The organism is Roseivirga spongicola, from assembly GCF_001592965.1.
In the GTDB taxonomy this organism is placed as follows: Bacteria; Bacteroidota; Bacteroidia; order Cytophagales; family Cyclobacteriaceae; genus Roseivirga; species Roseivirga spongicola.
Window position 1 is genome coordinate 1 of sequence record NZ_LRPC01000028.1, and the last position, 25,941, is coordinate 25,941.

Consider the following 25,941-nt stretch of genomic DNA (forward strand, 5'->3'; position numbering starts at 1 on the left):
AGAGAAGTTCCGGCACCCCAAACCCCAGCAGTTTTAGGGCCGAAATAAGTATTTGTAGCTGTGTTGATGTAGATATCACCATCCGTTCCTTGCGTATTGTTTGGATCCGTGTTGCCACTAAGAATAGTGTTGCCATCTTGGCCATCTACTCCGTTAGTTCCGTTTATTCCATTAGTTCCGTCAGTACCATCTGCTCCAGCAGGGCCAATGAGGGAAGTTCCAGCACCCCAAACCCCAGTAGTTTTAGGACCGAAATAAGTATTTGTAGCTGTATTGATGTAGATATCGCCATCTTTTCCTTGTGTATTCATTGGGTCAGTGTTGCCACTAAGAATAGTGTTGCCGTCCTGGCCATCTACTCCATTGGTTCCATCTATACCATTAGTTCCGTCAGCACCATCGGCCCCGGCAGGGCCAATGAGAGAAGTTCCGGCACCCCAAACCCCAGCAGTTTTAGGTCCGAAATAAGTATTGGTCGCTGTGTTGATATAGATGTCTCCATCCGTCCCTTGTGTATTATTTGGGTCAATGTTGCCATTAAGAATAGTGTTGCCATCTTGGCCGTCAGCACCGTCTACTCCATTTGTGCCGTCAGTTCCCTTATCTCCTTTTAGTCCCTGTGGACCTTGTAAATTTCTTGTGGTAAAAGATGTGCCATCATTATACTTAAAAGTAAATGTGCCATCTCCATTGTCTATAGTTTCTATTAGACTTCTGCCATTCCTAAGAATCGACAGGTCAACTTCTCCACCGTTTTCTAGAGTAAGTCGATAGTTGGTTAAGTTGAAGGACAGTTGTTGGTTGTCGTCTACAGGGAGGTTCGATTCTGTGATCAGAAGTGACCATCTACTGGCTGAGTAGAGATAAAAGCCTGCACTGCCATCAGTCTGGTAAATTAGCAGGCCTTCGGCTGGATTGTCAATAGCCTGTCGATCTGACTCCGTAACTCTTGGGATGAGAAGCCCCTTTGCTCCCGACTTTAGTTCGAGTAAAGCTGATGGATGCGGGGTGAATTTTTCATCGCCAATACCCACAGATTGGGAGTATGCGAATGAGCAAGAGAGTATGCTCAAAGCTATAGATAAACGGTGCAAGAATGCTCTCATGAACCATTATTTTTAGATGGTTGATATGCTGTTATGCTTGTTTTTCAAGAAGGTGAGGCCCCATTTCTATAACCTCTATTTCTTTTCTGTACATCACACAGTCGCCCTCAAAAAGACCTCCCTTTTCAATTACTATGGTGTCCGACTGAATGGTTCCTTCAACAACTCCTGTATTCTGTATAGTTATGGATGTAAATCCCGACAGCTCTCCTTTGATGTTTCCTCCAACTATTAATTCATTGGCTTCAACATTGCCTTGAATGGATGAGTCAGGGCAGGTAATTACTTTGCCAGTTCCGTTAATATCTCCAATGAAGTTGCCTTCAATTCTGACTGTTTGGTTAGATTCTATTCTGCCAGTAAATGTGGTTCCAGCCGCTATTACAGTTAATGGTTCCTGAGCAATAGCTTTGCTTCTGTTGATTTTCATGAGTCTGAAGTTTAGGTTACTTAACAGAGTTAAGCGCTTGCTTAATCTGTACCATGAATGTACGGGGTTGGTTAAAATAATGCAATAAATTGATTTGATGTACGTTGTCGGTTTTTCCTGATTTCTGGTATAATTTAAGCTCATCAACATTTTTTTTGTGACAATGTGTAAGAGTGTTGCTCTGAAAAAATGCTTAAATTTTATCTTTATTTAGTCTTTGTGTTGTTTGGGGTGTTCTTTTTGCTCATTTGGAGAGTAATTATTTTTTGCCTTGATGATTCGATGGTTTGTTTGATGTTAATTAGAAAAGTGCAATTTTTAAAATGTCTGATCTTGATGATGAAGAAAGGATTTCTGGTGGTGCGATAGTTTTTTCTGATTGTGTGTTTCGAAATAATGACGATTTAGAATTATGATGTTTGGCTGATTTCACAGTCTCACTTTCCATCCATAACAATAGGCAACCGTTTAGAAGTCCAACTATTTAACCAGAAGTGGCCTTTTGGTTAATTGTTGTTTCAATTTTTATCAAACTAAGAACTCTATGAAGTACAACTTACGAAAGCTGAGCCTTTTGGGGATGGGAGTTTGCATGATGTTCTCGGTGTGGGCACAAGATTACCCTACGCTAAATGAACAGTCGCAGCGTTTACGCTCGTTGGCAAATTCTTCAGACCTGGCTTCACTCAAATCACTCACCAAAACACTTGGTGGTAAAGACATTTGGATGTTAACCCTGGGTAAGGGAGATGTTGAAAATAAGCCAGCAATGGCTGTAGTTGGTGGTGTAGAAGGTAGTCATCTTTTGGGCGTAGAAATGGCCATTAGATTTGCAGAAGATGTTGTGAAGAATAACTCGCAAGCATTGGATAACACTACTTTTTATGTTTTTCCAAACATGAGCCCAGACGCTTATGAACAATATTTTGCTTCTCTAAAATGGGAAAGAAGCGGTAATGCTAAGGAAACTGATGATGACCGTGATGGAAAAAATGGTGAAGACCCATTCGAAGATTTAAACGGTGACGGAATCATTACCATGATGAGGGTAGAAGACGTAACTGGTGATTGGGTTACTCATCCTGCCGATGATAGAGTAATGATTAAAGCCGATAAAGGTGAGGGTGAAAAAGGTAAGTATCACTATTTCACTGAAGGAAGAGATAATGATAAGGACGGTAAGTTCAATGAAGATGGTCCTGGTGGAATCCACTTCAATAAAAACTTAACTTATGAGTATCCTTATTTTGTTGCTGGTTCTGGAGAGCACTCTGTTTCTGAACTGGAAAATAGAGCGCTATTAGATGAACTTTACACTAAGTTCAATATTTATGGCTTCTTTACTTTTGGGCCAGGAAACAACCTTTCTTCCCCTTGGAAATATAACAGAGCTGGAGCTTCTAAAAGAGTGGTTACTAGCGTTCTTAATGAAGATGCTGGTTTGAATGCTCTAGCTTCAAAAGCTTACAATGATGTAGTAGGTATGAAAGATGCTCCTGCATCTGGTGCGCAAGGTGGCGACTTCTTCCAATGGGCTTATTTTCACTTTGGTAGAATGAGCTTTGGTACACCAGGTTGGTGGGCTCCTATGGTGGAGGCTCAAGAAGGAGAAACTGCTAATAAGGACAAAAATAGAGAGGTGAATTTCTTAAGATGGGCTGCTCAAGAAGGCTTGTCAAACTACTTTGTAGAGTGGACAGAAATTCAACACCCTGATTTCCCAGGTCAGAAGGTTGAAGTAGGTGGAATTGCACCTTTCAAAATGATGAACCCTCCAATCTCTATGATTGACGATGCTGCACAAAAGCACAACGAGTTTATTCTAAAATTAGCCTCAATGCAGTCTGATGTTCAATTGGTTAACCTAAAAACTGAAGCGGTTGGCAAAGGGCTTACTAGAGTTACTGTAGATCTTTATAACCCTGGTACTTTACCTACTCATTCACAAATGGGAACTAGATCTAAGTGGTTGAGAAGAATTAAGGTAGAGGTGAAACTAGGAAATGGTCAGGAGATTGTTTCTGGAACCAAAATACAAATGTTCAGCAGCTTAGATGGCGATGAGTCTAGACAGCTAACTTGGTTGGTAAAAGGAAAGGGTAGTCTTCAGATTGAAGCTGGTGCAGCACATGCAGGTACTGATCAAATTAGTGTAAACCTTAAATAAGAGAACAGATGAAAAAGTATTTCAAACATATATTCGCTGGTTTCCTTTTAATAGGTTTTTCAATTCCAGCATTTGCTCAGTCGGCAAGTGAAGTATTCAGAGCTGTGGGTTCACCAGAGAATCCTAAGGTTCAGATTTCTTTCAATAGGTACTATACACCTGATGGTTTAGCTGCTATTACTAAAAAGATTGCGGACGCTCATCCTAATCTGGTAAAGCGAGTTTCTATCGGGAAATCTTTTGAAGGAAGGGAAATGTACATGTTGCAAATCACTAATTTTCAGAAGGGTAACCCTGATAGAAAACCTGGTTTCTATATAGATGGTAACATCCACTCTAATGAGATCCAAGGAGCTGAAATTTCAATTTATACCGCTTGGTATTTAACTGAGCAGTATGGTGCAATTGATTACATTACTGAGATGTTGGACGATAGAATTTTCTACATTCTTCCAACCCTAAATCCAGATGCTAGACACAACTACATGACGGAACCAAACACTGGTAGTTCGCCAAGGTCTGGTATGATTCCTCTAGATGATGATAGAGATGGTTTGTTCGATGAAGATCAGCCAGACGATTTGGATGGAGACGGTTCTATCACTCAGATGAGAAGAAAGAATCCTTATGGCGACTTTATTCTCGATCCGAAAGATCCTAGAAAAATGATTCAGATAGGACCTGACGATGAAGTGCCTGCTGGCGTAGAGCGTTACGAGTATTTGGGTTCAGAGGGTATAGACAATGATGGTGATGGAAGTATAAACGAGGATAGAATCGGTTATTACGATCCGAACAGAGACTGGGCTTGGAAGTGGCAGCCAGACTATATTCAAGGTGGTGCTTATAAATACCCATTCAGTGTGCCGGAGAATAGAAATGTAGCCGACTTTGTATTGGCTCATCCTAACATTGCAGGTGCACAGAGTTACCATAACTCAGGTGGAATGATTCTTAGAGGCCCTGGAGCTGAAGAAGACCTTTCTACTTACAACCGTGCTGACCTTAGAATTTATGATGCTATTGGTAGAAAAGGTGAAGAGATAATGCCTGGTTACCGCTATCTAACAGTTTATAAAGACTTATACTCTGTGTTTGGTGGTGAGCTGGATTGGTTCTACGGTAGTAGAGGTATTTATACTTTTACCAATGAAATCTTCACCAACTTCGCCTATTATAAGTCTAACCAGAGAGATCCAGATCAGTCGTATAAAGTAGATTCAGACTTACTGTTTGGTGATGCATTTAAGCCTTGGACTACCTACGACCACCCAACTTATGGTGAGATAGAAATTGGTGGCTTCAAGAAGAATTTTGGTAGAGCTACTCCTGGTTTTATGCTAGAAGAAGAATTACACAGAAACATGGCCTTCACCATGTATCATGCTTATCACATGCCTAAGTTGAGTATTGCTGAGGTTAAGGAGAAAGATCTTGGTGGCGGAATGAGAGAAATTACTGCTTACATCAAGAACGAAAGGTTAATGCCAACTCACGCTTCACAAGACTTGAAGTATAGAATTGAGCGTCCTGATTATATAACTATTGAAGGTGTAGACGTTCAGGCAGGTATGATTGTAGACAATGAAGATACCAATGTTACCAGAGAACAAAAGGTGAATCCTGCAAAGCTTGAGGTGAATAACATTCCAGGTAATTCAATTGTAAAGGTTCGTTGGATTGTATCAGGTAGAGGTACTCCGAAAATTACTGTAGACAGCGCCAAAGGTGGTGTGGTGACTAGGTAATTATCAGATAATCAATAAAAAAATAAAAAAAACCGACTTCGAAGGAGGTCGGTTTTTTTATGCTGAACCTTTTCAGGTTTTAGTCTTAGGTAGCAGCTCTTTAATCCTTTACCTTCCGTCTAAACAAAGGAAAGTATCCACCAAAAGAGATGTTGGTTTGAGAGAAAAAGAAGTCTTGACTGGCAATATCTCCTTCAAATGAAGTCAGGACTTTAGGCATATTTACATAGCCACCTTTCAGCTCTGCTTGAAAGAAGTATTTCTCGAAAAAAGTAAAGTTGATAGCGCCAACCAGATTCAAACCATAACCCGATAAATGGTAGCGGTCAGATCGGTCTTTCCCGAGCAGAGTTACATCAGAGCGAGGCATGATAATGCCAGACTCAAAGCCTGCAATTAGGTTTAAGTCAAACTTACCCTTGTTAATGATATTGATGGTTCTTCTCAATCCTAGATTGATGTAGTTCAATCCATCAGTATGTTCGTATTGTAGAAAGCTATAAAGTAGTCTGATGTCATCATTATTGTATATTGTGGTTGTGCCGTCTTCTTCAATCCAGCCTGTTATGGTGGTGTTTTGAAGTTGTTTGGCCACATATTTCATGTGATCCATTCCTAATGATAGCTCCCAATTGTCTTTAATGAAATAGCCAAAGCGAGTGCTAAACTGGGGTGCCGAAAAGTTGAAAATATTAAAGTAGGTCTCTAAGGTGAACTTGCTAGGCCTATCATGCGCAACCACATCATACAGCGTAAAGTCATGGTCTGAACCTCTAAAGTGGATGTCAGAGTCCGTGTAGGAAGACCAGTTGTAGCCCCAGTAAAAGTAGAATTGCCCTTTTTTAGTGTAGGGGAGCGATTCCTTTTCTTGAGTGTAAGCCTTGGTGAAACTAAAAAGCAGAAGGAGTATTAATACGTGTCTGATCAGTTTCAGCATTGGTTGCGAAGATAATGAATGCTCACTTTTTGAGTGTTTCTTCAGTGTTAAGTGTGGTGGACGTTGCGTTTTGATGTTCACTCTATTCCACTTATATACTAATAAACGTGGCTTTTCGGATTTACTTCTTCCAAATCAATTCTGGAATGTACTCATCTTCATTAATAATATTGGCCGACTTAAGGTGGTAGATCACACTCTTGAGCATCTTATCGCTTACCCAGCTGTTGGTGGCCCATTCAGTGCTATGATACCAGCGCTCTACATCGGGTAGTTGTTGGTCATATCGTTCCGCAACAACTGGAATCACAGAATCATCTTTCATAAACTTTTTACAGCTTTCCTGAATCAGGTCGAGTAACAGATCTATTTGCTCAGGGTGCTTTTCTAGAATACTGTCTGTAGCAGCTATGACAAAACAAGGCCAAGGAGTCAGGTATTCATCAATTCTGCGGATAATACCAGCGTCAACATATGGTTTGGTTGTATATTTTTCCCAGTAAAAGACATCTGTTTCTAGTGCATTCAATGACTTTATAGCGCCATTAATATCATTGATTACAGTAAACTGATCTTCAGCAATCTGTTGGTTTTTACTGTTCGCATTTACAATGGAAATTAAATGTGAACCAGACCCAAACCGACTGATTGCATGCTTTTTATCGAAAATGAAGTCTTTCTTTTGTAACGAGTTTTCTAGACCTGTGTGTATTCCCCAAGTAAGTGGAGTGATCACATATTCACTAATGATTTTACTTGGGCTACCTTTGATAATGTCTTTTACAATCCCTTCGGTTAAAAGAATACAAATGTCAACTTCACCTTCTCTCAGTGCTTTTGTCATTTGACCAGTGCCACCATAAAAATCGGTCCACTCAAGGGAGATTCCATTGCGATCTAATGTACCATTCTCATTAATCTGGTGAATAGGTAGGTTGAAATGTTCTGGTACTCCGCCAACTCGGATATTAATTTTTGTCATAAAGTGAAATTATTTGAAGGGGGCCTGTATCAAGCTGTATTCTATATTTCAAACAGTAAATTCTGATGGGCTGTTTTTAGTTCATTTAAAGTCTTGTGGTTGCCCTGAGTTTTAGCCAAATCAATTCCTAAGGTGTAAACTTCTAGGGCTTTTTCTTCCATTTCAAACTCTTCTAAAAGCTTGGCGGCCTGATAGTAAGTAGGCAGGTAGTCTGGAAATTCCTTTAATACATTCAAGAAAATATCCAACGCCTTTTTACCATCTGAAGCCATATATTCGTTGGCCAAAGCGTAGTGATTAAAAGGTTCGTTTGGTTCTTCTTTAATGTACTTTTCTAGTAGTTCAATTCGGCTTTCATTCATGCCTAACACTCGTTTTTATTTACTTCATTATTGACTATCTTCGGGCAAATTTAAGCAATACCCACTGCTTTAGCTTTTGTTAAGGGCGACTTTTATAAACACTTAAGCAGACTCTGGGTTTGATTCATAAATCATTAAACTATAAAGCAAGCATGAACATATTGGTTTGTATTACACATGTTCCTGATACCACTTCTCGCATTGCTTTTACCAACGATAATACAGAATTCGATAAGAATGGAGTCCAGTTCATTATTGGGCCTTATGATGATTATGCGTTGGCAAGAGCTGTTGAGTTAAAGGAACAGCATGGAGGAAAAATTACGGTTCTTAACGTAGGTGAAGCAGAGTCTGACCCAACTATTCGTAAAGCATTGGCTATTGGTGCCGATGAAGCGGTTAGAGTAAATGCATTCCCTTCAGATTCATTCTTTGTTGCTAATCAAATAGCTGCAGTAGCTAAGCAAGGTGAGTATGATCTGATTTTAATGGGACGTGAGTCTATAGACTTTAACGGAGGTATGGTGCATGGTATGGTTGGAGAACTTCTAGGTTTACCATCTTTCTCTCCAGTAATGCAGCTAGATGTTGATGGTTCTACTGCTAAAATCACCAGAGAAATTGAAGGTGGAAAAGAGAAGTTGGAAGTGAACTTGCCTTTTGTTGCGGGTTGCCAAGAGCCAATTGCTGAGTGGAAAATTCCTAACATGCGTGGAATTATGTCTGCCAGAACTAAGCCTTTGAACGTTGTTGAGCCAACTGATGCCACAGTGCACAGTGAGCTTTCAAAGTATGAGCTTCCACCTGCAAAAGGTGCTGTGAAGATGATAGATGCCGACAATGTTGAAGAGTTGGTAGACTTGTTGAAGAACGAAGCAAAAGTGATATAACCTTAAATAGAAAGAAATGTCAGTACTAGTATTTATAGAATTAGAGGAAGGCAAAATCAAGAAATCTTCTAGAGAGGCTATATCTTTTGCAGCTGCAATGGGAGACACCGTTGCTGTAGCACTTGGAACTGCTGATGCCGATGAGTTGGCTTCAGCTGGTAACAATGGTGCCTCAAAAGTACTTCATGTTGCCGATGATAGATTAAATGCAGGTTTGATTCAACCTTATGCCGAGGTGCTTGCTGCCGCGGCTAATGAGTCAGGTGCAGAAACAATTGTTACAGCAAAGTCTTCTTTGGCCGATGCTGTAGTTGGTAGAGTTGCTGCTAAACTTGGAGCCGGATTGGTTTCTAATGTAGTTGGTTTACCAGATACTTCGAATGGCTTTGTGGTGAAGAGAAGCATTTACACAGGTAAAGCTTTCGCGAATACTTCCATTACAACCGATAAGAAAATCTTGGCCATCAAGAAAAATGCTATTGAAGTGAAAACTGATGGTGGTTCAGCTGCTGTTGAAGCATTCTCCGTATCTCTAGACGATGCGCTTTTCGGTGCAAAAATTACTTCTACAGATAAAGCTGAAGGCGATGTACTTTTACCAGAAGCAGACATTGTAGTTTCAGGAGGAAGAGGATTGAAAGGTCCTGAAAACTGGGGAATGATCGAAGATCTTGCCAAAACACTTGGTGCAGCAACAGGTTGTTCTAAACCAGTTTCTGATATGGACTGGAGACCTCACCACGAGCATGTGGGTCAAACGGGAGTAAAAGTGAGCCCTACGCTTTACGTTGCAGTTGGTATTTCTGGTGCAATTCAGCACTTAGCAGGTGTCAATTCTTCTAAGTATATTGTAGTTATTAACAAAGATGAGGAAGCTCCATTCTTTAAAGCCGCAGATTACGGTATTGTGGGAGATGCTTTCGAAGTTGTACCAAAGCTGAATGAGGCGCTTAAGAAAGCCCTAGCTTAGACTTTTTTATCTTGGAAAAAGTAAAGATTGAAATTTTAGGATTGTCATCGAGTCAGTCACAATCGACTGGCTCGTTTGCCCTTGTTTTAGGTGAAGTAGAAGGCGAGAGAAGACTGCCAATTATCATTGGTATGTTCGAGGCTCAGGCTATTGCATTGGAAATCGAAAAGATTACTCCAAATAGACCTATGACGCATGATCTTTTCAAGTCGTTTGCGCATGCTTTCAACTATGAAATCACTGAAATCATTATTTCTGACCTGAAGGAAGGAATATTTTTCGCTAAGATTATTTGTACCGATGGTGACCGAACCATCGAAGTAGACTCACGCCCTTCTGATGCCATAGCCATTGGTATCAGGTTCGAAGTTCCTTTTTATACCTACGAATCAGTGCTGTCTGAAGCTGGAATTATTCTTACCGATGAGGAAGAGATTGTGGACGAAGAGGATGAGCCGATAGTAGTAGAGAAGAAAGGTGACAGGCTTCAAGACTTTACCGTAGATAAGCTGAATGAAATGCTAGATGAAGCATTAAAAGCCGAAGACTACGAAAAAGCGGCAAAAATTAGAGACGAAATCAACAGAAGAAGTTAACTTCCAAATCATTCAGAGGGCTATTGTTGTGTCCACTGATGATTCTCCTGTAATAGAACAACAATAATGGACATATTAAGAGCAGTATTTGGACTGGCTATTCTAATCGGAATAGCCTATTTATTGTCAGGAAACAAGAAGAAAGTTAGCTGGCGATTGGTGGGAGTAGGTATCACCCTTCAGATAATTATCGCCCTATTAATTTCTTACGTTCCAATAGTCCAGTCTGCCTTCAGACTAATGAGTGAAGGCTTCGTTACCTTCCTCAACTTTGCTTTAGACGGAGCTGAATTCCTTTACGGTGACCTTGCCAGAAATAGTGATGCTGTAGAAGGAACTAGGCACAGCCTTGGGTTCCTATTTGTTTTTCAGGCGCTACCAACGGTAATCTTCTTTTCGGCCATAACAGCAGGACTTTATTATTTGGGCATCCTCCAAAAAATCGTTTACGTATTTGCTTGGATTATGGCCAAAACCATGAGGCTTTCCGGAGCAGAGTCTATGTCTGCTGCAGGTAACGTATTCTTGGGTCAAACAGAAGCACCGCTTCTTGTAAAGCCCTTTATTGGCAAAATGACTAAGTCAGAATTACTCTGCTTAATGACGGGTGGAATGGCCACCATTGCAGGTTCTGTGCTTGGGGCTTATGTTTCTTTCTTGGGTGGAGGAGATCCTGAACAGCAAGCTCAGTTTGCCACTTATTTGTTGAGTGCATCAATTATGAATGCGCCAGCTGCCATACTAATGGCTAAAATCTTCCTTCCAGAAACAGAAGAGGTAGATGAAGAATTGAAGGTTTCCAAAGACCAGATTGGAGCGAATGTAATCGATGCATTGGCCGGTGGAGCTAGTGATGGACTGAAACTAGCGGCTAATATTGGAGCCATGCTCTTGGCTTTTATTGCCGTTATCTATACCCTCAACTGGGTGTTGGTTGATGGAATCGGTGAAATCACTGGCCTTAATGCTATAATTATCGAAAGTACTAATGGTGTGTTCGATGGCTTGAGCTTACAGTACATTCTTGGACAAATCTTTAGAGTATTTGCTTTTGCCATGGGCGTAGACTGGAATGAAACACTTCAGGTAGGTTCATTAATTGGTCAGAAAACAGTTATCAATGAGTTTGTAGCCTATTTGGCCTTAGCAGATATGAAAGCTGATGGTTTGTTAAGCCAGAAAGCCATTATCATTTCTACCTATGCACTTTGTGGTTTTGCAAACTTCTCATCTATCGCTATTCAGATTGGAGGTATTGGAGGAATGGCACCAGAACGTCAGGGAGACCTATCCAAACTTGGGGTAAAAGCCCTTATGGCCGCCACCCTCGCCACCATGATGACAGCCACTATCGCTGGGGCACTTTTTGGTTGACCACCCCCAGCCCCTCCTGAATCAGGAGGGGAGTTAGATTGCGCTAATGTTTAATTAACAAGTACTCACCGCAGGTGAGTACTTTCTTACTTTAGACTTCAAGTCTTAATCAAAATGGCTCTGCACAGCACGTGCGAACCAGAGTGAGAAGTAAAATGGATATTTATGAATTTCTGATAGGTTTTGCATTTCTGTTAGTTGGTATAACTATTACTATCCTTCAAAGAAGGAGTAGAGTTTATAACAAAAAGGAGGACTTTAATTGGGAGAATGTTCAGTTCACAAGTGCTGCTATCATTGGGTACATATCGGGGATTTTTTGATTTGGAGTTCATTCTCCTAAAAGGAGTTTGTCGCAATACTCCATACGAAGATCACTATACTTATTACCCTATACTCATTACCCACATCGCAATACTCTCTACTCAATACCCATCCCGAGGCCTCGGGGCTCAATGCTCCATCTCAATCACAGGACTCTTATAATAATTCACGCCATTTGCATCTAAAAACAATCTATGGTGAGCCAATCTCTTTTTATAGTCTTCCCAATTACGGTTTTCCTGGGTAGACCAGCCTAGCTCGGCATAGCCAATCACTCTTGGAAAGGCTAGGTACTCTAGCTCATCAAGAGTGCGGATAGTCTCCGACCAAAGTGGAGCTTCAACCCCTAAAACATTCTCCATTGGAAAGTACGATTCTGGATTCCATATGTAAGCCGTATCAACCGGGATGTAACCAGCCCAGCGCAGACCGAACTCGGAATTGTCATCATACTTCATATCGAGATAAGCCTTTTTAGCAGGGGAGAGGATTAGCTTCATGTTTAGCTTAATGGCCAAGTCAGCATTCTTTTTACTGTTCCACCATTGAGCAACAGCTCCACTGCCTAGGTTAGCCGTAGCTACTTCGTCCCACCCTATCATCTTCTTACCGTACTTGCTGACTATCTTTTCAACCTTTTCAATGAAATAAACATAATCATCGTCTTTAGTCACTAAGCTTTCATCGCCACCAATATGAAAATAAGGGCCAGGAGTCATGGCGCTTATCTCTCGAATCACATCATCGATAAAGGCGTAAACCGTATCTTTTCTCGTGTCGAAGGTGCTGTAACCCACTGCCATACTGGTCACTATTTCGATTTCTTTTCCGTTGCCATTGAGGAAAGGATAAGCCAGCGAAGCCGAATTGGTATGCCCTGGCATATCCACTTCAGGAATCACGGTGATGTATCTTTCAGCCGCATAAGCAACAATCTCCTTATAGTCTTCCTGAGTGTAGAAACCACCAGGTCCACCACCAACGCCCGTTGTGCTGCCTACTTCAGTCAGCTTCGGCCAAGACTTAATTTCAATTCGCCATCCTTGGTCATCGGTCAAGTGCATGTGAAAAGTATTCAACTTATAATATGCCAGAATATCGATGTACTTCTTCACGTCCTCAACGGTAAAGAAATGTCTGGCTACATCTAGCATGGTACTTCTAAAACCAAACTGAGGTTCATCTTTAATAGTGCCTGTAGGAATTACCCATATAGGATAATCAGTAAGGGTTTTATTGGCTTCTTCAGGAATTAGCTGTCGAATGGTTTGAATTCCTCTGAAGGCACCAGCGGCCGTACCAGCCTTTAGAATTAGAGAGTCTTGTCTTATCTCCAACTCATAACCTTCTTCATTGGTGAAACCTTCAGCCTGTTGAATACTTAGCTGGGTATAGTTTCTTGAGGTGTTTTTCAGGTCAACTCCTGTTCTACTTTTGATTTTATCGCTTAAATAGTTAGCAACATCTTCGAATGCTTCATCTTCCGAAACCACACTGAGCTTGGTGTATTGGTCTAGAGCAAACCCGCTGCTTGAGGCTGATACTTCTAGCGGCTTAGGAATAACCGCAGCTTCTTCAAGGTTGGTGGTTGGGAATTTGATCTCTCGCTTAGGCTGACAGGAAAGCGTAAATAGAAGAACTATAAGTAGGGTAGAGGTAGTGAGTTTCATAGATGTTTAAGAATGTTTGAATCTAGTTTATCTGATGATGGATTCAAACTAGAACTGGTTTGATGTTAGATTATGGAAGAGTTAAAAATGGCTTTATATAAGTGTATAAAATCAATTAGTGGAGGTGGGGTTTTCAGGTTTAAACTTAGAGTGGAGTGTCTGACAAAACCTTTAGCTTCTTATTCTCTCATTAGTAGCGATGGTTGTATTGAGGTAGAATAGTTGGTCACAAGTCTAAACATTTGAAAGTGTTCCGGGTTGATTTCTTATTAACCTAACTTTTTTAGAAATGAAAAAAATCGTTTATGTATTAATCTTTCTTCTTCTCGCACTGCCTGCAGTATCAGCAACAGACCCTAATGATGGAGCCGATGTTAAAGGTGAAGTGCAACCATATACTAAAGAAGAAGTAATGGCTATTGAGGCCAGAATAATGGAAATTAAAGAAATGGATAAATCTGAGCTTACTCGCGATGAGAAAAAGGCATTGAGAAAAGAGCTGAGAGATATGAGAAAGGATATTAGAGAAAGAGATGAGCACCGACACAGATCTGGTGGATTGTTCATCTCTACCGGTGCTATTATCGTTATTCTCTTATTAATCATTATCCTTTAAAAATAATGGAGGGGTTATTTCTGTTTAGGCATTTTAACCCCTTTACTATCCCATTTTACTACAAAGAATTTCAGTGTAGTTTCTCCGGTATTTTTTAAGCCGTGCCAGTCCCAAGGTTCAGCATACATTACATCACCTGCTTTTAAAGGTATTTCTTGTCCTTCCATGCTCCAAATACCAGTTCCTTCTAATATGTAGATGAATTCTTCTGCAGTGTGTTGATGAGGAGGGTGTATTTGTTGACCTGGTTTTATTTCAGCCATAGCAGTAAGCATATTCTTTGTGCCGTAAGTATTAGTGCCATTTTCTGGTGTGTAAACAATAAACTCTCCCCATTCTTCTGAGCTGTGATCAGCTTCAGCCCGGCTGATAATTTGACTAGAGATATCTTTATCGAATAACTCATTACCGTGCCATCCTGCAAATGCAGAGGCACTCATTAAGGCAAGTGTAAAAGTGATGGTTTTTAATGATTTTTTCATGTTGCGCGTTTCAAAATTCCATTGAATATCAGGTGCTATCACTCTTTTAGCAAATCTTATGGTCAAATTCTCTCTAGTAGTACCTGTAAAACTGTCTATACCAATAATTTCCCATTCATTTCAAAAATTTGGTGGTTGCCCAATAAGTGGCAGGCATGTCTAGTATAACCTGTTATATTCAAGGAAATCTTAAACCTGATATGAAAAGACTATTAACTATGTTTCTGGCTATTATGGCTGGAGCGTCTGCTATTGCTCAGGCGCAAATTCCTCATCCGAGAGAAACATTTGGACATGAAGTTGGAGCAGATTACAAGCTGGCAGACTACAGTCAAATGTTAGAGTACTATAACAAGCTAGCGGCTTCTACAGATCGTGTTCAGATGATAGAGATTGGAAAGTCTTCTATGGGCAAATCAATGAAGCTTTTCTTTATTTCTAGTGAAGAAAACATGGCTCAGCTTGAAAAGTGGAGAGAAATTAGTGAAAAGCTTTCTAGGGCTGAAATTTCCGAAGCTGAAGCAAGAAGATTGTCGAAAGATGGAAAGGCTATTGTTTGGTTTGATGGTGGAATGCATGCTACTGAAAGGGCTCCTGCTCAGATGACCGCTGAACTCATGTGGAGAGTGGCTTCTGAGGAGTCGGAAGAAATGCAAAAGATAAGGGAAAATGTTATTACCCTAGTAGCGCCCGTTATTAACCCCGATGGATTAGATATAGTGGCTGATTGGTATAGAAAGAATTTGGGTACACCTTACGAGACTTCTAGCCCTCCTGTGCTTTATCAGAAATACGTTGGTCACGACAATAATCGTGACTGGTTTATGAATAACATGGTAGAGACTCAGGCCATTACTAAGGTATTGTATGATGAGTGGTATCCTCAAATTGTACATAACCATCACCAAACTGCTCCACGTTGGGCCATGATATTCATTCCTCCATTCAGAAGCCCTGTTAACCAGAAAATTCATCCAGGAGTAACTACAGGTGTGAATTTGGTGGGTACTGCAATGGCAAACCGTTTTGCCATGAAGAAGATGCCTGGGGCTATTGCTACCACATCATACAGTATGTTTTGGAATGGTGGAATGAGAACTGCTCCATACTACCATAATCAGATTGGTATTTTGACCGAAACAGCGCAGCCTTCTCCAACACCAACAGAATATGACCCAGAAAAAATGCCTGAGTTTGTAGGAGGAAAGCAAGCAAACTCAACCGAGATTTTCTATCCATACCCATGGAAAGGTGGGACACTACATTTCCGATCGGCCATTGAATATATGCTAGAATCGTCAATAGCAATTCTTGATTTAGCTGCAGATAAGAAAGATGAGTTTCTTTATAACATCTACAGCATGGGTAGAGATGCTATTGAAGACAAAACGGGTGCATTTGCCTATGTAATACCTAAGGGGCAATGGAATCCGAGTGAGGCCATGAACCTTACCAATATTATGATGCAAGGTGGGGTAGAGGCGCATAAAGCTACTTCCGACTTCACTGCAAATGGAAAGAATTACGAGGCTGGTTCAATTATTTTTTATGGAGCACAAGCCTTCAGGCCTTTTCTGGCCGATCTTATGGAGAAGCAAGTTTATCCAGATCAGTTTAGATACCCAGGTGGCCCGCCAATGCCTCCATACGATTTAGCTGGTTGGACACTTCCAATGCAAATGGGAGTTCAGGTAGATAGAATTACCGCTTCATTCAATGCACAGGCAGAAGAAATAACTGAAAAGCTGAAGCCTACGCCAGGTACAGTTAGTGGAACAGGAAGATATGGATATGCTTTTTCTAATAGAGATAACTTGAGTGCTAAGGCAGTGAATAAGCTTCAAAAAGCGGGTTACACGGTAAGTGTTCTGGGCTCAGATGAAGGCGATGTTAAGGCAGGTTCTATCATAGTGAGAAGCAAGCGAGGATTAGACTCAGAGGTTGAAAACCTAAGCAAAGAATTAGGTCTAAACTTTACTGGTTTAAGAAGTAAGCCTTCGGCCGAACTAGCTGAGTTGAACCCTGTAAAAGTAGGTATTTACAAGTCTTGGCAGGCAAATATGGATGAAGGTTGGACACGCTGGATGCTAGAACAATTCGATTTCGATTTAGACACCCTTCATAATGAAGACATCCAAAGTGGAAACCTCTCTCAGTACAGTGCTATTATTTTCCCAGATCAAAGCGAGCGAGGAATTTTAGAAGGAAATAGCGCGAGAAGAGCCCCTGAAAAATTTGTAGGAGGAATAGGAGAAGAAGGCGTAGCTGCATTGGATACCTATGCTAAGAGTGGCGGTTCAATTATCTTCTTCGATGGCTCTACTGATTTCGCTATCAACCAGTTTAATCTACCAGTCAAAAATGTGCTATCAGATCTCAATAGCTCTGAGTTCTTTATTCCTGGTTCATTAATTAGAACCAAGATAGATACATCTAACCCACTGGCTTTCGGAATGATGGATGAAGTAGCGGCTTCTTTTGATAATAGCGGAGCATTTGAGGTTGAATCTGGTGCTCAGGGAATCACAGAGGTAGCTCGTTATGCCGATAAAGATTTACTAATGAGTGGTTGGGCCATGGGCGAAGACGAACATCTTGCTGGAACTTCGGCTATGCTGAACGCTCAGTATGGAGGCGGAAACCTTGTTTTATTTGGTTTTAAGCCACAGTTCAGAGGCCAACCAAGAGGTACTTATAAGCTCATCTTTAATGCTATCTATCAGGGAGCAAGAAAAAATAAAATGAATAACAAGAGGTAAAACCACCCTCAGAGTCTCCTAAGAGGGACTCTGAAGGAGTGAGAACTGTCATCCTCGCGTCCCGAACCATCGGGAGCGGAAATCTCCAAATCTTTAGAAACAACAATAAGCCCACGGCCTCAACCGTGGGCTTATTGTTTCCATCCCGAGGTCTCGAGGCATCGGGACGAGGGATCGGCTTAATTACAAATTATTGTAGACCCTTCGACTGCGCTCAGGATACGAAATGATTTGGTTGCTTCATCTTTTACCAGAATAGGAACTGCTTCCTTCACAAATCGAGGCAAAATTGAGCACTTAAAATCTGACTTCAGCAATCTAAAAACTATCTTTGCAGCCATGACAAAAACGGATTTCAAAAGACATACTGTAACGGCTGCTTTACCTTACGCCAACGGACCTGTGCATATAGGTCACTTAGCGGGTGTATATGTCCCAGCCGATATTTATGTGCGCTATTTGCGTTCTAAGGGAGAAGATGTAGCATTCATTTGTGGTTCCGATGAGCACGGAATGGCCATAACCATGCGTGCCAGAAAAGAAGGAATTAACCCGCAAGAGATCGTAGATAAGTATCATAACATGATCAAAGACAGTTTTGGTCAGTTGGGAATTTCTTTTGATATCTATTCAAGAACCTCTAATCAGGTTCATCATGAAACAGCTCAGGAGTTTTTCAAAACCCTTTATGATGATGGTAAATTCGAAGAACGCCAAAGCGAGCAGTATTACGATGAAGAGGCTAAGCAGTTTTTAGCCGACAGATACATTATTGGAACTTGTCCTAAGTGTAGTCATCCTTCAGCATATGGTGATCAGTGCGAAAATTGTGGTTCGTCATTAAACCCAACAGACCTGATTAACCCAAAGTCTACGCTTACCGGAAACCCTCCTGTATTAAAGGAAACCAAGCACTGGTATTTGCCTTTGCAAGACTATGAAAAGTGGTTGAACCAGTGGATAGTAGAAGGACATAAGAGCGACTGGAAGTCGAATGTTTGGGGACAGTGTAAATCGTGGATCGATGGAGGCTTACAATCTAGAGCAATGACTCGTGATCTCGATTGGGGTATAAAAGTGCCAGTAAAAGGAGCTGAAGGAAAAGTCCTTTACGTGTGGTTCGATGCACCAATTGGCTATATTTCGGCTACTAAGGAATGGGCAACGGAAAAGGGAATTGATTGGGAACCTTACTGGAAAGATAAGGACACCAAGCTGGTTCACTTTATCGGAAAGGATAATATCGTGTTCCACTGCATTATCTTCCCAGCCATTCTAAAGGCTCATGGTGATTATATTTTACCTGATAATGTACCAGCCAATGAATTCTTGAACCTTGAGAGTGACAAGATTTCAACCTCAAGAAACTGGGCTGTTTGGTTACACGAATATTTAGAGGAGCTTCCTGGCAAGCAAGATGTATTGCGTTACGCGCTTTGTGCTAATGCTCCGGAAACCAAAGACAATGACTTTACCTGGAAAGACTTTCAGGCTAGAAATAACAGCGAATTAGTAGCCATCCTCGGTAACTTTGTGAATCGTGCTGTGGTGTTGACTCACAAGTATTTTGAAGGGAAAGTGCCTGAGAGGGGAGAGCTTTTCGATATCGATTCAGAAGTGCTTAACGCTTTAGGTCAGGTGCCTAAAAAGGTAGGCGATTCTATCGAAAGATATCGCTTCAGAGAGGCATTAGCTGAGATGATGGACTTGGCTAGAATTGGTAACAAATACTTAGCTGACACCGAGCCTTGGAAGCTGATCAAAACAGATGAGGAAAGAGTAAAGACTATTCTGAATATTGCTTTACAATTGGTCGCCAACCTTTCAATTGTTGCTGAACCATTTATTCCTTTCAGCACAGATAAGCTTAGAGACTTTTTGAACCTTGGTGAACTCGATTGGTCGAGTGCAGGTTCTGATGAGCTTTTAGCTGCCGGACATCAATTAGAAAAAGCGCAGTTGCTCTTCGATAAAATCGAAGACAAAACCATAGAAGAACAAGTACAAAAACTAGAAAATACTAAGAAACAGAACGAGATGGAGAATAAGGAAATAGAAGTAGCGCCATTGAAAGATACTATCGTATTTGATGACTTTATGAAGCTCGATTTAAGGGTAGGAACTATCCTTGAAGCTAAGAAAGTTGAAAAGTCGAATAAACTACTTCAGTTTTTAGTAGATACTGGAGTTGATAAAAGAACCATTTTGAGTGGAATTGCTAAACATTATTCTCCAGAAGAAATGATTGGTAAGCAAGTGACCATTGTGGCTAATTTGGCACCAAGACCAATGATGGGTACTGTTTCAGAAGGAATGATTCTTATGGCCGAAGATGCTGAGGGTAACCTTAGACTCATTCAGCCAAATGAAAACGTAAACCCTGGTTCTACCGTTAGTTAGTTTAAGGTTTAAAGTTATTGTTTAATGTGTTCTCCTCCGAAGGAGGGTATTCGTGCAAACCGCAATTAACTGTGGCTCAATGTCCCCCGCTGGCGGGGGAAGGGGGTGGACATAGACTTTAAACCTTAAACCCTGAACATAAAACAGTTCTATGAAAATTAACGCCCAACGCTTACTGGAAAACCTTGATCGCTATGCGCAAATAGGGAAGATGGGCAGTATTGGCGTTGAGCGTATTGCTCTATCTGAAGAAGATAAACGAGCTCGCGACTTATTAAAAGCCCAAATGATTGATGCTGGATTGCAAGTTCACATCGATCAGTTGGGGAATATGAATGGTATTCGCAAAGGTAAAAGAGAGGGGAATCCAGTTGCTTTTGGCTCACATTTAGATACTGTCTATTCTGGAGGAAGGTATGATGGTGCACTGGGTGTTCTTGCTGGTTTGGAACTCATTCAAACCTTAAATGACAATCAGATTGAGACAGAGAAGCCTCTTGCGTTGGTGAACTTTACCAATGAAGAGGGAGTGAGGTTTGCACCAGACATGATGGGCAGTCATGTCCATGCTGGTATGGCCGACCTCTCCGATATTCTCAACTCACCTGCTTATGACAATCCCAATGAAACAGTAGGGAGTTGCCTGAAATCCATAGGATATGATGGTGAAATGGAACCTGGAGCCATTCAATTCGATGCATTTTATGAGCTGCACATTGAGCAAGGACCAGTTTTAGAGCTAGAACAAATTGATATTGGAGTGGTGGAGCAGGTTCAGGGAATATACTGGACACGGTATAAAGTTCTGGGTGAGGCGAATCACGCAGGAACCACGCCTGTTTATTACCGAAAAGATGCTGGTTTTGCCGCTGCAAAAATTCAGCAATTCATAGGTAAATACACCAGAAGGAAAGAAGGTAAAGTGTTAACTACAGTCGGGTCGGTTAAGCTCTCGCCAGATGCAATCAATATAGTACCAGAGTCTGCTGTATTTACTTTAGATGTAAGAAGTACCGATGAAGCACTGCTTCGCAAAGCCCAAAAGCGAATTGATAAGTATATAGAAGAGACCGTTGAGGCTGATGAATTGAATTTCGAAAGAGAGGAATTGGTTCGGTTTAGTCCTGTTCGTTTTCCCCTTAGTATGACGGACAGTGTGCAAATTGCTACACAGTCTCTAGGGCTAACTTATAAAAGAATGTCAAGTGGTGCTGGGCATGATGCTCAGATGATGGCCCATTTTTGTCCATCAACCATGATTTTCATCCCAAGTGTACGAGGCATTAGTCACAATGTGGAAGAGTTCTCTCACGATAAAGATGTGGAGAATGGGGCGAATGTTTTGTTGGCAGCTGTTTTAAGGAAGTCTAGCAGTTAAATGTTCTTGCTTTAAGCATACTTCAAATACCGTTCATTAGTCCATCGGTATCCCCATTGCATCATTTCATAGAATATGATGGCATATAAAACCGTAATTGTGCTGAACATAGCAAAGAGTAAGCCTGGAATTAGGCGATTTGTTTGGTAGAATATGTCGGTTAGAATTCCGAAGCCTTGTCCAAATAAGGTGAATGAAAACGCAGTATACATTCCGTAAACGGAAAATACAAAAGACTTTTTTCTCCATTTTTTAGTGCCAGAGTATAACGCTAGTAAAAGAATAATAGCCTCAATCATTCCAAGTAGGTAAAAGTAGATCTTGTAATAAGTACCGTTCTCAAAAGGTAGAATCGTATCGCCTATTAAGTAGAAGAATAATAGGATTGCAAGTGTTCTTAAAGCTTTGACACTGGCAATGTAATCGAAAACTATATCTACCAATTTATCTCTGCTGAGCTTTGAAAAGCTTTTTCTAAATTCATCTTCCATTACAGAAAAGCCCATTACCCCAAAGCCAGCGTGAACCTCATGGATAGCCTTAGAGATTGATTTATTTGGGTTTTTCTCCATTTTAGCCTCAACAGCAGAAGCCACATGATCTAGAATCTCCATCTCTATTTCAATATGAGTAAAGCCTCTGGAGTGAATGAATTTCTTGATTTCAGTTATTTGATCTTGTGCTAGTTTCATAGTGCTGGCTTTAGTTTACTGTTGATCATTGATACCTTGATGGCGGCTATTTCAGATATAACCACAAATGTGATTAGAAAGGCGGATAGGGGGAGGTAGATATAATAGTAATCCTCCCCAAATGCATCGCGGAGTAGATTCACACAATTGCTTAGTAAAACTGGATTCAAGACCCATGCCAGTGAGGTTGTATTGGCTAAACTACGCTTATATGGTTTGTTGAGCGACTTACAAGACTTTCTATAACTTATAATTATACAAGACTGAACTATTATGGCAGAAGCAAAACTTAAGAGTATGAAAATCAGTGATACTGTTTTCTCGTTAAACACGGTATTGAGCCAATATATAGAGACAAAAGCAGCTAGTAAATAGATAAATATGGGCCAACGGAAATATGTCTTTAGCTCTTGCAAGAAAAGGCTTCTGTGAGCAGAATTGTAGGCATACGCTTTTTTATTCCTAATTTTTCTCAAACCCGTTTCTCCACCACACTGGTGGTAGAAGGCATTCAAATGATCAACAATGCTAATTTCATAGTTAGTATTCTCCTCAAAGCTAGTTGCTATGTGATCGAACATTTCCTCGTAAAGCTCTTCTGTGTTGAACTTATGAAGAAGAAGAAACTCTTGGATATGGTAAGCTTCTCTCGGGGTAATCTGATTGTGAGTAGTTAAAAGGCTTTCCATTAGTTCAATGCTTGAATTTGCAACCTAAATTCTTCTTTGTAGAGTTTCTGACTGCTAATGAAGAACAGGATCAGTAGCACTGTTCCTGGAATAGTTAAAATAGGAGAATTGACCCATTTCATAAGTAATTCCGATCCGCCAGATAATGTGAAAAGCTGAAAAACAACATTTGGGATAGAAATGAATAGGGACATGTCGTTGCCTAAAACTGAATATACTTGCGAGGTTTTATAGTATTTTTTCTTTGTCTTGCATTGATAAGAATACCAGAGAATTCTAGACATAAATACAAAAACGAGAATGAACCATAGGGCAAGAGATATCCCAAAAAGCTTAGAATTATTGATGTAAAGACTTGAGATGTAAACCACTCCAGATACACCAGCTGTTATAATCATGTTAGGCCAGCCCAAAAGGTAGCTCATTAATATTTGAAAGAAACGCTTCCAGATGAGCTTCCTGCGCGCATTCATCTGAGTTTTTTCAATAGAAAGTATCTTCTTAACTCCGCCAAAACTGGGTTGGACTTCATCCCGAATATGCTCCTGAAGGGTTTGAGTCTTATCTTTTCTGTTTTCAAATGATGATAAAATATGATCTTCCATTTCATAGAAGAATTCCCTCGTCATTACACCAATGGCTTGAAGGTATTTGCCAATAATATCATGTTGATTCATACTCATCCCAATCCAAGTTTAGGGTTCAACACTTTTTGTAGGTTTACTAGAAAATCTTCTAGTTCAGAGACTTTTGCTTTAGCCTCGGCATTGCCTTCTTTGGTTAGGGAGTAGTATTTGCGAACTCGGCCATCAACCTGCTGAGTTTCTGTGGTTAGGTAGCCTTCTGCTTCTAACTTATGGAGAGTGGGGTAGAGGGCTCCTTCGGTAAGTTTAAATTCACCAGCAGTGAGCTGCTTTACTTTTTGGGTGATTTCATAGCCATACATCTTTTCTTGCTCTTCTAATAGTCGAAGAACAATAGTGGCTAAGCTTCCCTTTAGCAATTTACTTGAAGACATATACAAGTATACCTAATTTTCTTATGTATAAGAAAATTAGGTATGTGTTTGTTCAAAGTTCAAACGTTGAACTTAAAACATGAAACATAGAACTAACTAGTCATTGTACTCTGTCATGGTTCTGATGATGCCAATGGTGCAGAAGCTATAAATCATGTCTATAGCCTTATCCATGGCGAATGGTAGTTCATCAAATTCTTGTTTCGTGAATTTCCCTAGTACATAATCAACTTGTCGACCTTTTGCAAAGTCATCACCAATACCAAATTTAAGGCGAGGATAGTTTTGTCCACCTGTGAGATCTTCAATGTTCTTGAGCCCGTTGTGGCCAGCACTAGAGCCTTTTGCACGCATTCTCAACTTACCGAAAGGAATGGCAATATCATCTACTATCACTAGACAGTTTTCCTTTGACACGTTTAGCTCATTCATCCAGTGGCGCATGGCTTTGCCGCTTAGGTTCATATACGTGGTAGGCTTAATCATATGAATGGTTCTGCCTTTGTGCTTTGCTTCTGCATGATAAGCTAGGCGAGACATTTCAAAGTTGACACCTTTTTGGTCTGCCAGACGATCTAGCGTTAGAAAGCCAATATTATGACGCGTAAGCTCATATTCGGGGCCTATATTCCCCAGTCCGATGATGAGGTATTTCATGAAATCTAAGTTTCAAGTTTGTTTTCAATGCTCAAAGTAAGCAGTCAGTATTTATACTTTAAACTTTGAACGGTATTAAATAAAAAATCCTGCCCAAAATTGAGCAGGATTCATTTCTAAGATTTTATCTGAATTACTCAGCGCTATCATCTTCAGCTTCGGCAGCTTCAAGCTCTTCGGCAGATTTACCTCTAAGTGCTCTTGGAATAGCTACGTTCACTACTGTTACGATTGGGCTAGTTAAGAACTCGAAGTTCTCTGTTGGCAATTCACCAACTTTAATAGCCTTACCAATTCTTAAGTTAGTTACATCAATCTCGATTACCTCTGGCATATCTTTAGGCAACGCTTTGATGGCTAGTTTAGGGTTCTTAATAATTAAAGTACCACCATTCTTAACACCAACTGCATTTCCTACAGTTTTAACAGGGATATTCATTTTAATAGGAGTACCTCTGAACAATTGTAGCAAGTCTACGTGCAATAAAGCCTCACTTACTGGATGCCATTGCGACTCTTGAATAATTGTTTCATAGATTTCACCCTCTATGTTCAACTTGATGAAACAAGCTTCTGGAGTGTACAATACAGGCTTAAATTGAATAGCAGGAGCATAAAAATGCACTTGCGTATCGCCACCATATAAAACACCTGGTACATTACCTTCAGCTCTTAGTCTGTTAGACTCAGTTTTTCCGAGATTTGCTCTTTTAAACCCTATAATCTCTACTTCTCTCATTGTATATAATTGTTAAATAAATAATTGACTAATTGAACCATCCGTGGTGATGTTCTTAATGGCTTTCGCGAAAAGCTCTGCCACTGTTAATACACGGATTTTAGAAGACTCTTGCTTGAGTGGAATAGTATCGGTTACTACCAATTCATCTAATACAGAACCTTCAATATTTTCATAGGCTTTGCCAGAAAGCACTGGGTGAGTACATACTGCTCTTACAGATTTTGCTCCTTCATCCATACAGATTTTAGCAGCCTTACAAAGCGTGCCACCTGTATCTACAAGGTCATCTATAAGCACTACATTTTTGCCTTCTACACTACCAATAATTCGCATTTCGGCAACCTCATTTGGTCTTTTACGGTGCTTATCAATCACCACCATTTCAGCATTAAAGTGCTGCGCGAACTCTCTAGTTCTTTTCACACCTCCAACATCTGGAGAAGCAAAAAGCAGGTTGTCTAGGTTTAGACTACGTAGGTAAGGAACAAATATGGCCGAACCGTCTAGATGGTCTACCGGAATGTCAAAGAAGCCTTGAATCTGGCCAGCGTGTAAATCGCAAGTCATAATTCTATCGGCACCAGCAGCTGTTAGAATGTTGGCAACCAATTTAGCACCAATGGCTATTCTTGGTTTGTCTTTTCTGTCCTGACGGGCATAACCGAAGTACGGAAGTACAGCAATTACTTTATAAGCACTGGCTCTTTTGGCAGCGTCAATCATTAAACATAGCTCCAACAAGTTTTCTGCTGGTGCCATAGTAGATTGTACCAAAAATACGTTTGCCCCACGAATGGATTCAGTGAAGTAAGGAGCCATTTCTCCGTCAGAGAATGTTTGCAGTTTTATTCCGCCTAATCCCTGTCCGAAGAACTCACCGATCTTCTTCCCAAGGTCTGCTGAACCATTTCCTGCAAAAATTTTGTGTTCTCTGGATGTATTACTCACAATG

Annotated in this window: 23 protein-coding genes and 1 pseudogene; 10 read left to right on the top strand and 14 right to left on the bottom strand. The window is 40.6% G+C overall.

The window, feature by feature from the left end; all coding sequences use genetic code 11:
- Window positions 1-1,106, bottom strand: a pseudogene (locus tag AWW68_RS12125) (hypothetical protein); the annotation flags it as partial.
- Between the two features lie 31 nt (window positions 1,107-1,137).
- On the bottom strand, window positions 1,138-1,536 hold the full coding sequence (locus tag AWW68_RS12130) for a bactofilin family protein (protein ID WP_068221400.1): 399 nt from the start codon (window positions 1,534-1,536) through the stop codon (window positions 1,138-1,140).
- A 544-nt stretch (window positions 1,537-2,080) separates the two neighbouring features.
- Between AWW68_RS12130 and AWW68_RS12135 the strand changes: the two genes are divergently transcribed.
- Both AWW68_RS12135 and AWW68_RS12140 read left to right on the top strand, forming a co-directional pair.
- Complete coding sequence (locus AWW68_RS12135; protein ID WP_068221403.1) at window positions 2,081-3,703, top strand: M14 family metallopeptidase; 1,623 nt, start codon at window positions 2,081-2,083, stop codon at window positions 3,701-3,703.
- An 8-nt stretch (window positions 3,704-3,711) separates the two neighbouring features.
- The gene (locus AWW68_RS12140) at window positions 3,712-5,451 is read left to right on the top strand and encodes a M14 family metallopeptidase (protein WP_068221405.1); all 1,740 of its coding nucleotides are present in this window, start codon (window positions 3,712-3,714) and stop codon (window positions 5,449-5,451) included.
- Between the two features lie 100 nt (window positions 5,452-5,551).
- Here AWW68_RS12140 and AWW68_RS12145 read toward each other — a convergent pair whose 3' ends face one another.
- From AWW68_RS12145 to AWW68_RS12155, 3 genes are all read right to left on the bottom strand, one after another.
- Entirely contained in the window at window positions 5,552-6,388 is an 837-nt protein-coding gene (locus tag AWW68_RS12145; protein WP_068221407.1) for a hypothetical protein, read from the bottom strand.
- A gap of 121 nt (window positions 6,389-6,509) precedes the next feature.
- Window positions 6,510-7,370 carry a type 2 periplasmic-binding domain-containing protein gene (locus AWW68_RS12150; protein WP_068221410.1) on the bottom strand — a complete coding sequence of 287 codons (861 nt, stop codon included), beginning with the start codon at window positions 7,368-7,370 and terminating at the stop codon, window positions 6,510-6,512.
- A 41-nt stretch (window positions 7,371-7,411) separates the two neighbouring features.
- On the bottom strand, window positions 7,412-7,732 hold the full coding sequence (locus AWW68_RS12155; RefSeq protein ID WP_068221412.1) for a tetratricopeptide repeat protein: 321 nt from the start codon (window positions 7,730-7,732) through the stop codon (window positions 7,412-7,414).
- 152 nt (window positions 7,733-7,884) lie between these two features.
- On the opposite strand from AWW68_RS12155, the gene AWW68_RS12160 reads away from it, so the two are divergent.
- From AWW68_RS12160 to AWW68_RS12175, 4 genes are all read left to right on the top strand, one after another.
- Entirely contained in the window at window positions 7,885-8,622 is a 738-nt protein-coding gene (locus AWW68_RS12160) for an electron transfer flavoprotein subunit beta/FixA family protein (RefSeq protein ID WP_068221414.1), read from the top strand.
- Between the two features lie 16 nt (window positions 8,623-8,638).
- Window positions 8,639-9,592 (top strand): electron transfer flavoprotein subunit alpha/FixB family protein, encoded by a 954-nt coding sequence (locus tag AWW68_RS12165; protein WP_068221416.1) that lies wholly within the window; start codon window positions 8,639-8,641, stop codon window positions 9,590-9,592.
- An 11-nt stretch (window positions 9,593-9,603) separates the two neighbouring features.
- Window positions 9,604-10,188 (top strand): bifunctional nuclease family protein, encoded by a 585-nt coding sequence (locus AWW68_RS12170; protein ID WP_068221418.1) that lies wholly within the window; start codon window positions 9,604-9,606, stop codon window positions 10,186-10,188.
- Window positions 10,189-10,254: 66 nt separating this feature from the next.
- Window positions 10,255-11,562, top strand: a complete 1,308-nt coding sequence (locus AWW68_RS12175) for a NupC/NupG family nucleoside CNT transporter (protein ID WP_068221420.1) — start codon at window positions 10,255-10,257, stop codon at window positions 11,560-11,562.
- Between the two features lie 452 nt (window positions 11,563-12,014).
- Here the strand turns inward: AWW68_RS12175 and AWW68_RS12180 are convergent, their stop codons facing one another.
- The gene (locus AWW68_RS12180; RefSeq protein WP_068221422.1) at window positions 12,015-13,556 is read right to left on the bottom strand and encodes a beta-N-acetylhexosaminidase; all 1,542 of its coding nucleotides are present in this window, start codon (window positions 13,554-13,556) and stop codon (window positions 12,015-12,017) included.
- Window positions 13,557-13,845: 289 nt separating this feature from the next.
- On the opposite strand from AWW68_RS12180, the gene AWW68_RS12185 reads away from it, so the two are divergent.
- Window positions 13,846-14,172 carry a hypothetical protein gene (locus AWW68_RS12185; protein ID WP_068221423.1) on the top strand — a complete coding sequence of 109 codons (327 nt, stop codon included), beginning with the start codon at window positions 13,846-13,848 and terminating at the stop codon, window positions 14,170-14,172.
- Between the two features lie 14 nt (window positions 14,173-14,186).
- Here the strand turns inward: AWW68_RS12185 and AWW68_RS12190 are convergent, their stop codons facing one another.
- On the bottom strand, window positions 14,187-14,654 hold the full coding sequence (locus AWW68_RS12190; protein ID WP_157717632.1) for a cupin domain-containing protein: 468 nt from the start codon (window positions 14,652-14,654) through the stop codon (window positions 14,187-14,189).
- A 200-nt stretch (window positions 14,655-14,854) separates the two neighbouring features.
- On the opposite strand from AWW68_RS12190, the gene AWW68_RS12195 reads away from it, so the two are divergent.
- From AWW68_RS12195 to AWW68_RS12205, 3 genes are all read left to right on the top strand, one after another.
- Window positions 14,855-17,413: a M14 family metallopeptidase gene (locus AWW68_RS12195; RefSeq protein ID WP_089082302.1), complete on the top strand. Its 2,559-nt coding sequence runs from the start codon at window positions 14,855-14,857 to the stop codon at window positions 17,411-17,413.
- A 339-nt stretch (window positions 17,414-17,752) separates the two neighbouring features.
- The gene (metG, locus tag AWW68_RS12200) at window positions 17,753-19,813 is read left to right on the top strand and encodes a methionine--tRNA ligase (protein ID WP_068224069.1); all 2,061 of its coding nucleotides are present in this window, start codon (window positions 17,753-17,755) and stop codon (window positions 19,811-19,813) included.
- A 151-nt stretch (window positions 19,814-19,964) separates the two neighbouring features.
- Window positions 19,965-21,191, top strand: coding sequence for a M20 family metallo-hydrolase (locus tag AWW68_RS12205; RefSeq protein ID WP_068221428.1), 1,227 nt, complete (start codon window positions 19,965-19,967; stop codon window positions 21,189-21,191).
- Between the two features lie 11 nt (window positions 21,192-21,202).
- Here AWW68_RS12205 and AWW68_RS12210 read toward each other — a convergent pair whose 3' ends face one another.
- The 7 genes from AWW68_RS12210 to AWW68_RS12240 all read right to left on the bottom strand — a co-directional run bounded on the left by AWW68_RS12210 (window position 21,203) and on the right by AWW68_RS12240 (window position 25,937).
- Window positions 21,203-21,883 carry a hypothetical protein gene (locus tag AWW68_RS12210; protein ID WP_068221430.1) on the bottom strand — a complete coding sequence of 227 codons (681 nt, stop codon included), beginning with the start codon at window positions 21,881-21,883 and terminating at the stop codon, window positions 21,203-21,205.
- Window positions 21,880-22,572 (bottom strand): hypothetical protein, encoded by a 693-nt coding sequence (locus AWW68_RS12215; RefSeq protein ID WP_068221432.1) that lies wholly within the window; start codon window positions 22,570-22,572, stop codon window positions 21,880-21,882. The genes AWW68_RS12210 and AWW68_RS12215 overlap by 4 nt, the downstream gene beginning before the upstream one ends.
- Window positions 22,572-23,255 (bottom strand): hypothetical protein, encoded by a 684-nt coding sequence (locus tag AWW68_RS12220; protein ID WP_185101263.1) that lies wholly within the window; start codon window positions 23,253-23,255, stop codon window positions 22,572-22,574. Before AWW68_RS12220 ends, AWW68_RS12215 begins: the two co-directional genes overlap by 1 nt.
- The gene (locus tag AWW68_RS12225) at window positions 23,252-23,590 is read right to left on the bottom strand and encodes a PadR family transcriptional regulator (RefSeq protein WP_068221436.1); all 339 of its coding nucleotides are present in this window, start codon (window positions 23,588-23,590) and stop codon (window positions 23,252-23,254) included. The genes AWW68_RS12220 and AWW68_RS12225 overlap by 4 nt, the downstream gene beginning before the upstream one ends.
- Before the next feature lie 96 nt (window positions 23,591-23,686).
- Window positions 23,687-24,247: an aminoacyl-tRNA hydrolase gene (gene pth / locus AWW68_RS12230; RefSeq protein ID WP_068221438.1), complete on the bottom strand. Its 561-nt coding sequence runs from the start codon at window positions 24,245-24,247 to the stop codon at window positions 23,687-23,689.
- Between the two features lie 133 nt (window positions 24,248-24,380).
- The gene (locus tag AWW68_RS12235; RefSeq protein ID WP_068221439.1) at window positions 24,381-24,986 is read right to left on the bottom strand and encodes a 50S ribosomal protein L25/general stress protein Ctc; all 606 of its coding nucleotides are present in this window, start codon (window positions 24,984-24,986) and stop codon (window positions 24,381-24,383) included.
- A gap of 12 nt (window positions 24,987-24,998) precedes the next feature.
- Window positions 24,999-25,937 carry a ribose-phosphate pyrophosphokinase gene (locus AWW68_RS12240; protein ID WP_068221441.1) on the bottom strand — a complete coding sequence of 313 codons (939 nt, stop codon included), beginning with the start codon at window positions 25,935-25,937 and terminating at the stop codon, window positions 24,999-25,001.
- Window positions 25,938-25,941: the final 4 nt, after the last annotated feature.

Excerpts from the sequence above, each read along its gene's own strand:
- AWW68_RS12130 (WP_068221400.1), bottom strand. The coding sequence starts at position 1,536 with ATGAAAATCAACAGAAGCAAAGCTATTGCTCAGGAACCATTAACTGTA.
- AWW68_RS12135 (WP_068221403.1), top strand. The coding sequence starts at position 2,081 with ATGAAGTACAACTTACGAAAGCTGAGCCTTTTGGGGATGGGAGTTTGC.
- AWW68_RS12140 (WP_068221405.1), top strand. The coding sequence starts at position 3,712 with ATGAAAAAGTATTTCAAACATATATTCGCTGGTTTCCTTTTAATAGGT.
- AWW68_RS12145 (WP_068221407.1), bottom strand. The coding sequence starts at position 6,388 with ATGCTGAAACTGATCAGACACGTATTAATACTCCTTCTGCTTTTTAGT.
- AWW68_RS12150 (WP_068221410.1), bottom strand. The coding sequence starts at position 7,370 with ATGACAAAAATTAATATCCGAGTTGGCGGAGTACCAGAACATTTCAAC.
- AWW68_RS12155 (WP_068221412.1), bottom strand. The coding sequence starts at position 7,732 with ATGAATGAAAGCCGAATTGAACTACTAGAAAAGTACATTAAAGAAGAA.
- AWW68_RS12160 (WP_068221414.1), top strand. The coding sequence starts at position 7,885 with ATGAACATATTGGTTTGTATTACACATGTTCCTGATACCACTTCTCGC.
- AWW68_RS12165 (WP_068221416.1), top strand. The coding sequence starts at position 8,639 with ATGTCAGTACTAGTATTTATAGAATTAGAGGAAGGCAAAATCAAGAAA.
- AWW68_RS12175 (WP_068221420.1), top strand. The coding sequence starts at position 10,255 with ATGGACATATTAAGAGCAGTATTTGGACTGGCTATTCTAATCGGAATA.
- AWW68_RS12180 (WP_068221422.1), bottom strand. The coding sequence starts at position 13,556 with ATGAAACTCACTACCTCTACCCTACTTATAGTTCTTCTATTTACGCTT.
- AWW68_RS12185 (WP_068221423.1), top strand. The coding sequence starts at position 13,846 with ATGAAAAAAATCGTTTATGTATTAATCTTTCTTCTTCTCGCACTGCCT.
- AWW68_RS12190 (WP_157717632.1), bottom strand. The coding sequence starts at position 14,654 with ATGAAAAAATCATTAAAAACCATCACTTTTACACTTGCCTTAATGAGT.
- AWW68_RS12195 (WP_089082302.1), top strand. The coding sequence starts at position 14,855 with ATGAAAAGACTATTAACTATGTTTCTGGCTATTATGGCTGGAGCGTCT.
- metG (WP_068224069.1), top strand. The coding sequence starts at position 17,753 with ATGACAAAAACGGATTTCAAAAGACATACTGTAACGGCTGCTTTACCT.
- AWW68_RS12205 (WP_068221428.1), top strand. The coding sequence starts at position 19,965 with ATGAAAATTAACGCCCAACGCTTACTGGAAAACCTTGATCGCTATGCG.
- AWW68_RS12210 (WP_068221430.1), bottom strand. The coding sequence starts at position 21,883 with ATGAAACTAGCACAAGATCAAATAACTGAAATCAAGAAATTCATTCAC.
- AWW68_RS12215 (WP_068221432.1), bottom strand. The coding sequence starts at position 22,572 with ATGGAAAGCCTTTTAACTACTCACAATCAGATTACCCCGAGAGAAGCT.
- AWW68_RS12220 (WP_185101263.1), bottom strand. The coding sequence starts at position 23,255 with ATGAGTATGAATCAACATGATATTATTGGCAAATACCTTCAAGCCATT.
- AWW68_RS12225 (WP_068221436.1), bottom strand. The coding sequence starts at position 23,590 with ATGTCTTCAAGTAAATTGCTAAAGGGAAGCTTAGCCACTATTGTTCTT.
- pth (WP_068221438.1), bottom strand. The coding sequence starts at position 24,247 with ATGAAATACCTCATCATCGGACTGGGGAATATAGGCCCCGAATATGAG.
- AWW68_RS12235 (WP_068221439.1), bottom strand. The coding sequence starts at position 24,986 with ATGAGAGAAGTAGAGATTATAGGGTTTAAAAGAGCAAATCTCGGAAAA.